The 11,711-nt window shown below is 62.0% G+C and carries 8 protein-coding genes and 1 pseudogene; all 9 read left to right on the forward strand.

What is annotated here, in order from left to right; translation table 11 throughout:
* The first annotated feature begins 1 nt into the window (after position 1).
* The 9 genes and pseudogenes from FZ934_RS21640 to FZ934_RS21680 all read left to right on the forward strand — a co-directional run bounded on the left by FZ934_RS21640 (position 2) and on the right by FZ934_RS21680 (position 11,685).
* On the forward strand, positions 2–1,615 hold the full coding sequence (locus tag FZ934_RS21640) for an acyl CoA:acetate/3-ketoacid CoA transferase (RefSeq protein ID WP_153273981.1): 1,614 nt from the start codon (positions 2–4) through the stop codon (positions 1,613–1,615).
* Positions 1,608–2,386: pseudogene (locus FZ934_RS21645) on the forward strand (enoyl-CoA hydratase/isomerase family protein). The gene FZ934_RS21640 and the pseudogene FZ934_RS21645 overlap by 8 nt, the downstream one beginning before the upstream one ends.
* The gene (locus FZ934_RS21650) at positions 2,386–3,906 is read left to right on the forward strand and encodes an aldehyde dehydrogenase family protein (protein ID WP_153272947.1); all 1,521 of its coding nucleotides are present in this window, start codon (positions 2,386–2,388) and stop codon (positions 3,904–3,906) included. The pseudogene FZ934_RS21645 and the gene FZ934_RS21650 overlap by 1 nt, the downstream one beginning before the upstream one ends.
* A gap of 87 nt (positions 3,907–3,993) precedes the next feature.
* Positions 3,994–5,253, forward strand: a complete 1,260-nt coding sequence (locus FZ934_RS21655) for an ABC transporter substrate-binding protein (protein ID WP_153272948.1) — start codon at positions 3,994–3,996, stop codon at positions 5,251–5,253.
* Positions 5,254–5,437: 184 nt separating this feature from the next.
* Positions 5,438–6,385 (forward strand): carbohydrate ABC transporter permease, encoded by a 948-nt coding sequence (locus FZ934_RS21660; RefSeq protein WP_153272949.1) that lies wholly within the window; start codon positions 5,438–5,440, stop codon positions 6,383–6,385.
* Positions 6,382–7,326 (forward strand): carbohydrate ABC transporter permease, encoded by a 945-nt coding sequence (locus FZ934_RS21665; protein ID WP_153272950.1) that lies wholly within the window; start codon positions 6,382–6,384, stop codon positions 7,324–7,326. The genes FZ934_RS21660 and FZ934_RS21665 overlap by 4 nt, the downstream gene beginning before the upstream one ends.
* A 3-nt stretch (positions 7,327–7,329) precedes the next feature.
* Positions 7,330–8,445: an ABC transporter ATP-binding protein gene (locus FZ934_RS21670; RefSeq protein WP_153272951.1), complete on the forward strand. Its 1,116-nt coding sequence runs from the start codon at positions 7,330–7,332 to the stop codon at positions 8,443–8,445.
* 14 nt (positions 8,446–8,459) lie between these two features.
* Complete coding sequence (locus FZ934_RS21675; RefSeq protein WP_153272952.1) at positions 8,460–10,010, forward strand: FAD-dependent oxidoreductase; 1,551 nt, start codon at positions 8,460–8,462, stop codon at positions 10,008–10,010.
* 19 nt (positions 10,011–10,029) lie between these two features.
* Positions 10,030–11,685, forward strand: a complete 1,656-nt coding sequence (locus tag FZ934_RS21680; RefSeq protein ID WP_153272953.1) for a GMC family oxidoreductase — start codon at positions 10,030–10,032, stop codon at positions 11,683–11,685.
* The last annotated feature ends 26 nt before the right edge of the window (positions 11,686–11,711 follow it).

Genomic DNA, 11,711 nt, shown 5'->3' on the forward strand with positions numbered 1-11,711 from the left:
GATGAGCAAGCACATCAGCCCGGCAGAGGCCGCAGCACTCATACCCGACGGGGCCGTGGTTTCCGTTTCGTCGTCGAGTGGCCTTGGATGCCCCGACCTGATGCTGAAGGCGATCGGCGAACGCTTCGATGCGACCGGCCATCCGTGCAATATCACGACGCTCCACCCGATTGCCGCTGGCGATATGAGCGGCATCAAGGGTGTGGACTACATCGCGAAGAAGGGCTTGCTGAAGCGGATCATCGGCGGCTCCTATCCGTCCGGCCCGTCAAGTGCGGAGCCCCCGCTGATCTGGCAGATGATCACCAACAACGAGATTCCAGCCTATAACATTCCGTCCGGCATCCTCTTCGACATTCACCGCGAAGCGGCCGCCAAACGACCGGGCGTTCTGACGAAGGTCGGTCTCGATACCTTCGTCGATCCCAGGCGCCAGGGCTGCGCGATGAACGAGCTCGGGTCGCGCGAGGCGGTCGTCAAACGCGTGCCGTTCGAAGGGGATGAATACCTCTTCTTCCCCGCGATCGTACCGCAGGTCGCTATCATCAGGGCGACGACAGCGGACGAGCGCGGCAACCTGACCTATGAGCACGAGGGCGCCTATCTCGGCGGGCTCGACCAGGCGCTCGCGGCGCGCAACAACGGCGGGATCATCATCGCGCAGGTCAAGCGGATTACCAAGGAAGGATCGCTGAAGCCGCACGATGTGCGTGTGCCCGGCATGCTCGTGGACTACGTGATCGTCGATCCCGATCAGAAACAGACCACCCAGACGCTTTATGATCCGGCAATCTCCGGCGAGATTTTCCGCCCACTGGAAAGCTTCCGCGTGCCGGAGTTCAACATCCAGAAGGTGATCGCCCGCCGCGTCGCGCAGGAGCTCGAGGCCGGCAGCTGCGTCAATCTCGGCTTCGGTATTTCTGCCAATGTACCTCGCATTCTCCTTGAGGAAGGGCTGCACGGAAAAGTCACCTGGGTCATCGAGCAGGGGGCGGTTGGCGGCGTGCCGTTGCTCGACTTCGCCTTCGGCTGTGCCTCCAATGCCGACGCCTATATGCCTTCGCCTTACCAGTTTACCTATTTCCAGGGCGCAGGCTTCGACGCATCGCTGCTGTCGTTCCTCGAAATCGGCAAGGACGGCTCGGTCAATGTCTCCAAACTGTCGTTCCGGCCGCATGTCACGGCGGGGGCCGGAGGCTTCGTCGACATCACCGCGCGCGCGAAAAAGATCGTCTTCTCAGGCATGTTCAATGCGGGCGCAAAGCTCGGTATCGAAAACGGCACGCTGGTGATCGAGAAGGAAGGCAAGCTGAAGAAGCTCGTCAACGAGGTCGAGCACGTCACCTTCTCCGGCAGGCGGGCAGTCGAACAGGGCCAGGACATTACCTATGTCACCGAGCGCTGCGTCATGAAGCTGACGCCTGCAGGCATCGTCCTGACCGAGATCGCGCCGGGTGTCGACGTCAAGGAACATATCCTCGATCAGTCGGAGTTTCCGCTCATCGTGGCGGATGACCTGAAAGTCATGGACGCCAGGCTCTTCGGCACCGATACGATCGGCCTTGCACTTCCGACGAGGAAGGCGCGCGTGCTTGAGGGGGTGTTCCATGACTAGCGGCACCGTCAAGGTCGCCTTCGAGGGACACGCCGCGATCATGACCGTGTCGCGACCGGAGAAGCTGAACGCTCTCGATCTCGACATGCTGAAGGCACTCTCGATCGCGGCCGACGAGGTCGAGGCGAACACCAATGCGCGTGTGGCGATCCTGACTGGCGAGGGCAAGGGTTTCTCGGCAGGCGGCGACATCAAGGCCTGGGGCGGCATGCGTCCGGAAGAATTCGGCCACGCCTGGGTCAGGCATGGCCATCGTATATTTGAAAGACTGGCGACGCTGCGCGTGCCGTTGATCGCCGCATTGAACGGACATGCGCTGGGCGGCGGTCTCGAACTTGCTGGTCTTGCCGATATCCGCATCGCCGAAGAGCAGATCAAGATCGGCCTTCCGGAGACCGGGCTTGGCATGGTGCCCGGCTGGTCGGGAACGCAGCGTCTCGTCAAGCGGTTCGGAGCCCAGGTCGTGCGACGCATGGCCCTTGGCGGCGAGATCTTCACGGCAGAGCAGGCACGAGAGCTCGGTATCGTCGATCTTGTCACGACATCAGGAAACGCCGTCGAGGCGGCAAAGGAATACGCCGGGCGTATCGCCGCAAGGGCCCTGCGGCCCTCGAGATCGTCAAGCTCATGATTGCTTCGGCAAGCGGCGAAGACAATGGGTCAGCTGTGGAAGCTCTGGGTTCAATCCTGGCTGCCAAGACCGGCGACCTCAAGGAAGGCGTGGCGTCTTTCAGCGAAAAGCGCCCGGCACAGTTCAAGGGAGAATGGTAATGACGGTTCTGGTCACGCCGAAGGCGCTTGTCGATCATCGCGCTCGCGACTTCAAGATGCTGATCGACGGTCGGTGGGAAGAGGGAACAACCCAACCGATCGAGCGCGTCGCGCCGAGCCACGGCGTCATTGTCAGCCGCTATCCGGCAGGAACAAAGGCCGATGCGGAGCGGGCGATTGCCGCAGCCCGCAACGCCTTCGACAATGGTCCCTGGCCGCGGATGACGGCGTCCGAGCGTTCGGCCGTCCTCTTGAAGGCTGCCGATCTGATTTCGGACCGCTCAGAAGAATTGGCCTACCTTGATGCGATAGAAGCGGGCAAGCCGATCTCACAGGTGAGGGGCGAGATCGCCGGCTCCGTTGACATCTGGCGATACGCTGCTGCCCTTGCGCGCGACCTGCATGGCGAAAGCTACAACACGCTTGGCGATGGCACGCTTGGCGTTGTGCTGCGCGAGGCGATTGGTGTCGTATCGATCATCACGCCCTGGAACTTCCCGTTCCTCATTGTCGGCCAGAAATTGCCCTTTGCACTGGCTGCGGGCTGCACCACTGTGGTCAAGCCGTCCGAGCTGACGTCGGGATCGACGCTCGTGCTCGGCGAGATCCTGCAGGAAGCGGGCGTGCCGGCCGGCGTCGTCAATATCATTACGGGCACCGGGCCTGAAGTTGGCGCGGTCATGACCTCGCATCCCGAGGTCGACATGGTCTCTTTCACCGGCTCGACCGGCGTCGGCAAGTTGACGATGACCAATGCCGCGCAGACCCTGAAAAAGGTCTCGCTCGAACTCGGCGGCAAGAACCCGCAGATCGTATTCCCCGACGCAGACCTGGATGCCTTCATCGATGCGGCGGTGTTCGGTGCCTATTTCAATGCCGGAGAGTGCTGCAATGCCGGTTCGCGATTGATCCTGCACAAGAGCATCGCATCCGACGTCGTCAAACGCGTCGCAGAGCTTGCCAGGGAGGTAAAGGTTGGCGATCCGCTCGACCCGAGCACGCAGGTTGGCGCGATCATTACCCCTCAGCACCTGCAAAAGATCTCGGGTTATCTCGCTGGCGCCAGGGAGAGCGGGGCGACGGTCGTGCACGGCGGCGAGGCGCTTGATTTCGGGATGGGCCAGTTCATGGCGCCGACGATCCTCGATGCGGTCACCCCTGACATGGCGGTCGCGCGCGAGGAGGTCTTCGGTCCGGTTCTGTCGGTGCTGACCTTCGAGACGACGGCGGAAGCGATCAGCATCGCCAACTCGATCGACTATGGCCTGTCAGCCGGCGTCTGGAGCCGCGACTTCGATACCTGCCTGACGATCGGCCGCAAGGTCAGGGCAGGTACGGTCTGGATGAACACCTTCATGGATGGCGCTTCCGAGCTTCCGTTTGGTGGCTACAAGCAGTCGGGTCTCGGCCGCGAGCTCGGTCGCCATGCGGTCGAGGACTACACCGAGACGAAGACACTGAACATGCATATCGGCGCCCGCACGAGCTGGTGGATGCCGAAGAGGGAGACGCCGGCTTAACCGGCAACGAGACTGCGCCTGAGGAGGGCGGGTGATCGATGCGGGAATGATCCCGCATCACCAAACTTGCACGATGGGAGGATTTTCATGTTGAAGTTGATGAGTTCGACGGCGATTGCGGGAATGCTTTTGCTTGGGGCTGGTATTGCGCATGCTGCGGATGTCAAGGAAGTGCAGATGCTGCACTGGTGGACGTCTGGCGGCGAGGCTGCTGCGTTGAACGTGCTGAAGGGCGATCTTTCGAAGGAGGGGTATGCCTGGAAGGACGTTCCGGTTGCCGGTGGTGGCGGTGACGCGGCGATGACGGCGCTGAAGGCGATGGTTGCGGCCGGCAACTATCCGACGGCATCGCAGATGCTGGGCTATACGGTTCTCGATTATGCCCAGGCGGGCGTGATGGGCGACTTGACGGAGACGGCGAAGAAGGAAGGCTGGGACAAGTCGGTTCCGGCAGCCCTGCAGAAGTTCTCGGTCTATGACGGCAAGTGGGTCGCAGCCCCCGTCAACGTGCACTCGGTCAACTGGCTGTGGATCAACAAGGCTGTCATGGACAAGATCGGCGGCACCGAGCCGAAGACCTTCGACGACCTGATCGCACTTCTCGACAAGGCGAAGGCGGCCGGTGTCGTGCCGCTGGCGCTCGGCGGCCAGAACTGGCAGGAAGCGACGATGTTCGATTCCATCGTGCTGTCGACCGGTGGGCCGGAGTTCTACAAGAAGGCCTTCAACGACCTCGACGAGGAATCGCTGAAGTCGGACACGATGAAGAAGTCGTTCGACAACCTTGCCAAGATCGTCACCTACGTCGACCCGAACTTCTCCGGCCGTGACTGGAACCTTGCGACCGCCATGGTCATCAAGGGCGATGCACTGGTGCAGGTGATGGGCGACTGGGCCAAGGGTGAGTTCGTGGCGGCCAAGAAGACGCCGGGCAACGACTTCCTGTGCTACCGCTTCCCCGGCACCGACGGCAGCGTGATCTACAACTCCGACATGTTCGGCATGTTCAACGTCCCCGAGGACCGCAAGGCGGCACAGGTGGCGCTGGCGACGGCAACGCTGTCGAAGAGCTTCCAGTCGGCCTTCAACGTCGTCAAGGGCTCAGTTCCTGCTCGCACCGACGTTCCCGATACCGACTTCGACGCCTGCGGCAAGAAGGGGATCGCGGATCTGAAGGCGGCAAACGACGGCGGTACGCTGTTCGGTTCGCTGGCCCAGGGCTATGGCGCGCCTCCGGCAATCGCCAATGCCTACAAGGACGTGGTGTCGAAGTTCGTGCACGGCCAGATCAAGAGCTCCGACGAGGCTGTGAAGCAGCTCGTCCAGGCGATCGACGACGCCAAGTAAGTCAGGCCCAGGAACTCGGCCCAGTAAGTCGGGCCAAGTAGTCACGCCGGGTCAGTTCCCGGCGTCCATGACGAGCCCTTCTCCGGCCATGGTCGGGGAAGGTGCGCTCGCCAGTGTCTTTCTGAAGCCAGTACCTTCTGAAGTCAGTGCTTTTCTGAAGAACGTGCCTTTCTGGAGAATGCCAATGAGTTCTGTTGCGACAACAGAACCCGCCATCGCGCGCGGGACAAGAGCTTCCATTCGAGGGCGGATGCAGGACGCGCTGCCGAAGATCGTGCTTGCGCCGAGCTTCGCGATCACCGTCATCTTCGTCTACGGCTTCATCCTCTGGACGATCTATCTGTCCTTTACCAATTCCAAGACCTTTCCGTCCTACGCGATCACTGGGGCGCGCTCCTACCAGCGCCTGTGGCGGTGGACCTTCGAGAGCGACCCGCCGTCCAGCTGGTACACCTCGATCACCAACATGGGGATCTTCGGCGTCCTCTATATCGGCATCTGCCTGGCGCTCGGCCTGCTGCTGGCGATCCTGCTCGACCAGAAGATCCGCGGCGAGGGCATCCTGCGGCCGATCTTCCTCTATCCGATGGCGCTGTCCTTCATCGTCACGGGCGTTGCCTGGAAGTGGTTCCTCGATCCCGGCCTCGGGCTTGAGCAGACGCTGCACCAGCTCGGCTGGACGAGCTTCCACTTCGACTGGATCAAGAACAAGGACTTCGTCATCTACACCGTGGTCATCGCCGGCGTCTGGCAGGCGTCGGGCTTCGTGATGGCGATGTTCCTGGCGGGGCTGCGCGGCATCGACGGCGAGATCATGAAGGCGGCCCAGATCGACGGGGCAACGACGGTGCAGCTTTACCGCCGCATCATCATCCCGCTGCTCAGACCGATCTTCCTGTCGGCCTTCATCGTGCTCGCGCACATGGCGATCAAGTCCTACGATCTGGTGGTGGCGCTGACCTCGGGCGGGCCCGGCGGCTCGGCCTGGCTGCCCTCCAACTTCATGTACGAATACACCTTCAAGCGCAACGAGATGGCGGTCGGCTCCGCAAGTGCTGTGATCATGCTGATGACGATCTCGGCGATCATCGTTCCCTACCTCTATTCCGAACTGAAGGAGAAGGGCCGATGAGCGCGCTCTCCACTGCGCTGGCGCCCTCGCGCAGCACCGCAAGCAGCCGCTGGATCAGCCGGGTCGTCATCTACGGACTGCTGGTCGGCTTTGCCCTGTTCTACCTGACGCCGCTGTTCGTCATGCTGGTCACCTCGTTCAAGACCATGGACGAGATCCAGAACGGTAACATGCTGGCCCTACCGCAATCGCCGACGATCGAGCCCTGGTTCAAGGCCTGGGGCGAGGCCTGCGTCGGGCTCACCTGCGCCGGCATCAAGGGCTACTTCTGGAACTCGATCAAGATGGTGGTGCCGGCGGTGGCGATCTCCACCCTGGTCGGGGCGCTGAACGGCTATGTCCTGACCAAGTGGCGCTTTCCCGGCCATACGCTGGTCTTCGGACTGATGCTGTTTGCCTGCTTCATTCCCTTCCAGTCGGTGCTGTTGCCGATGGCGACCATCTTGGGCAGCCTCGGGCGCTTCGGCGTCACCCTGCAGAACCTGACCGGCTTTGCCTTCGGGCTTGGCAATTCCACCGTCAACCTGGTGTTCGTCCATGTCGTCTACGGGCTGGGCTTCACGACGCTGTTCTTCCGCAACTACTACGAGGCCTTCCCGAGCGAACTGGTGAAGGCGGCCCAGGTCGACGGCGCCGGCTTCTTCCAGATCTTTTACCGCATCATGCTGCCGAACTCGCTGCCGATCATCGTCGTCACCGTCATCTACCAGTTCACCAACATCTGGAACGACTTCCTGTTTGCCTCCGCCTATGCCGGCACCGGGGACGTCATGCCGATGACGGTGGCGCTGAACAACGTCGTCAACACCTCGACCGGGGTGGTGGAATACAACGTCAACATGGCAGCGGCGATGATTGCCGCGCTGCCCACGCTCCTCGTCTACATTCTCGCCGGCCGCTACTTCGTGCGCGGACTGATGGCGGGCGCCGTCAAAGGATAAACCATGACCTTTCTCAAGATCACCGGCCTCAGAAAGCGCTTCGGCGCCCTTGAAATCCTCAAGGGGATCGATCTCGAACTGGAAAAGGGCGGCTTCCTCGTCCTGGTCGGCCCGTCCGGCTGCGGCAAGTCGACGTTGCTGAACACCATTGCCGGGCTGGAGACGATCACCGAGGGCGACATCCGGGTCGAGGAGCGCAGCATCGCCGACCTGCATCCCTCCAAGCGCGATATCGCCATGGTGTTCCAGAGCTACGCGCTCTATCCGAACATGACGGTGGCGGGCAACATCGCCTTCGGCATGGAGATGCGCGGCGTGCCGGCCGCCGAGCGCAAGCAGGCGATCGACAAGGTCGCCAAGGTGCTGCAGATCGGCCATCTGCTCGAGCGCAAGCCGAGCCAGCTGTCGGGCGGCCAGCGCCAGCGCGTCGCCATGGGCCGCGCCCTGGTGCGCGATCCGAAGCTCTTCCTGTTCGACGAACCGCTGTCGAACCTCGACGCCAAGCTGCGCGTCGACATGCGCACCGAGATCAAGCGCCTGCACCAGACGACGGGCAAGACCATCGTCTACGTCACCCACGACCAGATCGAGGCGATGACGCTCGCCACCAAGATCGCCGTCATGCGCGACGGCGAGGTCCAGCAGTTCGGCACCCCCGCCGAGATCTACAACAACCCGGCAAACCTCTTCGTCGCCGACTTCATGGGATCACCCGCCATGAACCTCCTCGCAGGGACAATCGTCAAGGAGGACAACGGGCTCGCCGTGTCGCTCGAACGACCGGGTGGCGAGGCGATGAAGCTTCCGGTGTCGCCGGCGATGATGTCGCTGTCGACCTATGTGAACCGCAACGTGATCTTCGGCATTCGCCCGGAAGCGCTGACCGACCCTGAAGGGGCCGACCGGAATGCGCAATCCGTCAGCGAAAACGACTGCCTGATCGACGTCGTCGAGCCCGCCGGATCCGACACCTTCGCCGTCACCAAGCTCGGCGGCAAGGAGGTCGTGGCAAGGCTCCGAGCCGACGCCCGCATCCGCGCCGGCGAAACCGCACGCCTCGCCTTCAATCTCGACAAGGCTGTCTTCTTCGATCCCGAGACCAAGGTTCGGATAGCTTAGAGGCTGGATTTGCCATGAACGTCACTCCCGATATCGTCATCATCGGTTCAGGCATCGGCGGTTCAACCGTCGCTGCCGGGCTGGCCGCGACCGGCGCTGAGATCCTGATACTGGAGGCTGGCGACCATATCGCCGACCGCCCGGAGAACAGGGATCAAAGAGCGATTTTCCAGCGTGGCCACTTTCGCCCGAAAGAGACGTGGTACGAGGCCGGTGGCGCGGGGTTCAATCCCGGCAACTATTACAATGTCGGTGGCAACTCGAAGTTCTTTGGGGCGGTCCTGTCACGATATCGGCGGGAAGATTTTGACGAGATGGTGCATCAGGAAGGTGTTTCGCCAGCCTGGCCATTCCCCTACGACGTACTCGAGCCTTGGTATAGCAAGGCCGAAGCGCTCTATCAGGTTCGCGGTGCGATCGGCGACGATCCGACCGAGCCTCGCCATTCCGGCGGATACGACTACCCACCGGTTCCCGACGAGCCGCCAATCGCCGATTTGCGTTCTCGCCTGAAAAGAAGGGGACTGCATCCGTTCTCGCTGCCGCTCGGCATCGATATCGATCGGTGGCTCGCCAAGGCGCAGACGCCATGGGATGCGCATCCGAATTCACAGGACGGGAAGATGGATGCGGAGACGGCAGCCCTTGCCGTTGCCCTGAAATACCCCAACGTCCGGCTCCACACGAATGCGCGCGTCATTGCGCTCAAGACGGGCAAAAGCGATATCATCGAAACTGTCGTCTATGTCGCCGAAGGCAGGACGCAGACGGTGACGCCTCGGATCGTCATCCTCGCAGCCGGGGCCGTGCAGTCTGCGGCTTTGCTGCTGCGCTCGGCAAACGACCGCTTCAGAACCGGTCTTGCGAACTCGTCGGACCAGGTTGGCCGCAACTTCATGAACCACAATTCGTCGGCGGTGATCGGCGTATCACCGACATTCAAGAACACGTCCATCTATCAGAAAACACTGGCGTTCAACGACTTCTACCTGTCTGACGGCAACGGCGGGCCGCCACTTGGTAACGTCCAGCTGCTCGGTCGTGTCTCCGGCAAAATCCTGAAGGGTTCACTGCCCCAGGTCCCGGAATGGATATTGGATCAACTCACGAAACACACCGTCGATTTCTACGCGATGAGCGAGGATGTCCCCAACCCGGAGAGCCGCGTGATGGTCGATGGCGATCGCATCGTCCTTCAGTGGCAGCGGACGAACTGGGCGGCCCATCTCGCTCTTGTCGCCAAGCTGAAGGACATCCTGAGGTCGATCGGCTTTCCAATTGTTTTATCGAGAGCTTTTGACAAGCGGACGCCCTCGCATCAATGCGGAACGGTGCGTATCGGCAATGATCCGACCTCAGCTCCGCTCGACCCGTTCTGCAGGGCATACGACCACCAAAATCTCTTCGTCGTTGACGCTAGCTTCCTGCCGACATCCGCAGCCGTGAACCCGGCGCTGACGGTTGCCAGTCAGGCGCTTCGGGTTGCCGACCATATCGCTTCGAAGGACTTGGGAGCCGACACGTCTGTGGCTGTGCCGACGGGTCCTGCCAACCAATCGTTTTAGCATTCAACAGGGCAAGAAGATGCGTTTCGATTATATCATTACAGGCGCCGGTCCTGCCGGTTGTGTGCTCGCAAACCGGCTGAGCGAGGACCCTGATGTCAACGTGCTTCTCCTCGAAGCGGGCGGCGGCGACTGGAATCCGCTCTTCCATATGCCCGCGGGCTTCGCGAAGATGACGAAGGGCGTGGCGAGCTGGGGCTGGGAGACCGTACCGCAGAAGCACATGAAAGGCCGAGTGCTACGATACACGCAGGCCAAGGTGATTGGCGGCGGCTCTTCGATCAATGCACAGCTTTATACGCGCGGCAACGCGGCGGATTACGATCTGTGGGCCGGCGAAGACGGCTGCGAGGGCTGGGACTATCGCTCGATATTGCCGTATTTCAAGCGGGCCGAAGACAACCAGCGCTTTGCCGACGACTATCATTCCTCTGGGGGCCCGCTCGGCGTTTCCATGCCGGTTTCGCCCCTGCCGATCTGCGATGCCTACATCCGGGCGGGGCAGGAGCTTGGTATTCCCTACAATCACGATTTCAATGGCCGGCAGCAGGCGGGCGTCGGCTTCTACCAGCTGACGCAACGCAACCGGCGTCGCTCCTCGGCATCGCTTGCCTACCTCTCTCCGATCAAGGATCGCAAGAACCTGACCATCCGGCTTGGATCACGGGTGTCGCGGATCGTGATCGAGAAGACGCGGGCCGTGGGTGTCGAAGTCGTTGGTCGCAACGGTGTCGAGATCCTGAGAGCCGAGCGCGAGGTGCTAGTGTCTTCGGGGGCGATCGGCTCACCGAAACTGCTTCTTCAATCAGGTATCGGTCCCGCCGACCACCTGCGATCGGTCGGCGTCGACGTCGCGCATGACCTGGCGGGTGTCGGGGGGAACCTGCAGGATCATCTCGATCTCTTCGTGATTTCCGAATGCACCGGCGACCATACCTACGACGGCGTTGCGAAGCTCCACCGAACGCTGTGGGCCGGTATCCAGTATGCGCTATTTCGAACAGGGCCGGTCGCCTCTTCGCTGTTTGAGACAGGTGGCTTCTGGTATGCGGATCCGAACGCTCGCTCGCCCGACATCCAGTTCCATCTCGGTCTGGGCTCCGGCATCGAGGCCGGTGTCGAACGTCTGAAGAATGCCGGGGTGACGCTCAATTCCGCCTATCTGCATCCGAGGTCGCGCGGCACCGTGCGGTTGTCAGCCGCCGATCCAGCGGCCGCTCCGCTAATCGATCCGAACTATTGGTCGGAACCACACGACCGCGAGATGTCCCTCGAGGGGCTGAAGATCGCGCGTGAGATCATGCAGCAGGCCGCTCTCAAATCCTACGTTCTTGCCGAACGTCTGCCTGGACCGAAGGTCGCGACCGAAGAACAGCTGTTCGACTACGGCTGCGCCAACGCCAAGACCGACCACCATCCGGTCGGCACTTGCAAGATGGGCACGGGCGCGGACGCTGTCGTCGGCCTCGACCTCAAGGTTCACGGGCTGGAGGGGCTGCGTGTCTGCGACTCCTCGGTGATGCCGCGCGTGCCCTCGTGCAACACCAATGCGCCGACGATCATGGTTGGTGAAAAAGGGTCAGATATCATTCGCGGGCTCCCGCCGCTTCCTGCGGTGATCTTCGCCGACGAGCGCAACGAAACGCGCCCGAGGGCGCGCGCCAGCGTTCGCTAGGCAGGCAGAAGCTAGGGGTGGAACGG

This window comes from Rhizobium grahamii (assembly GCF_009498215.1).
GTDB classification, from domain to species: domain Bacteria; phylum Pseudomonadota; class Alphaproteobacteria; order Rhizobiales; family Rhizobiaceae; genus Rhizobium; species Rhizobium grahamii_A.

What these genes read in the sequence shown, in the direction of transcription:
- FZ934_RS21640 (WP_153273981.1), top strand. Translation starts at nt 2, where the DNA reads ATGAGCAAGCACATCAGCCCGGCAGAGGCCGCAGCACTCATACCCGAC.
- FZ934_RS21650 (WP_153272947.1), top strand. Translation starts at nt 2,386, where the DNA reads ATGACGGTTCTGGTCACGCCGAAGGCGCTTGTCGATCATCGCGCTCGC.
- FZ934_RS21655 (WP_153272948.1), top strand. Translation starts at nt 3,994, where the DNA reads ATGTTGAAGTTGATGAGTTCGACGGCGATTGCGGGAATGCTTTTGCTT.
- FZ934_RS21660 (WP_153272949.1), top strand. Translation starts at nt 5,438, where the DNA reads ATGAGTTCTGTTGCGACAACAGAACCCGCCATCGCGCGCGGGACAAGA.
- FZ934_RS21665 (WP_153272950.1), top strand. Translation starts at nt 6,382, where the DNA reads ATGAGCGCGCTCTCCACTGCGCTGGCGCCCTCGCGCAGCACCGCAAGC.
- FZ934_RS21670 (WP_153272951.1), top strand. Translation starts at nt 7,330, where the DNA reads ATGACCTTTCTCAAGATCACCGGCCTCAGAAAGCGCTTCGGCGCCCTT.
- FZ934_RS21675 (WP_153272952.1), top strand. Translation starts at nt 8,460, where the DNA reads ATGAACGTCACTCCCGATATCGTCATCATCGGTTCAGGCATCGGCGGT.
- FZ934_RS21680 (WP_153272953.1), top strand. Translation starts at nt 10,030, where the DNA reads ATGCGTTTCGATTATATCATTACAGGCGCCGGTCCTGCCGGTTGTGTG.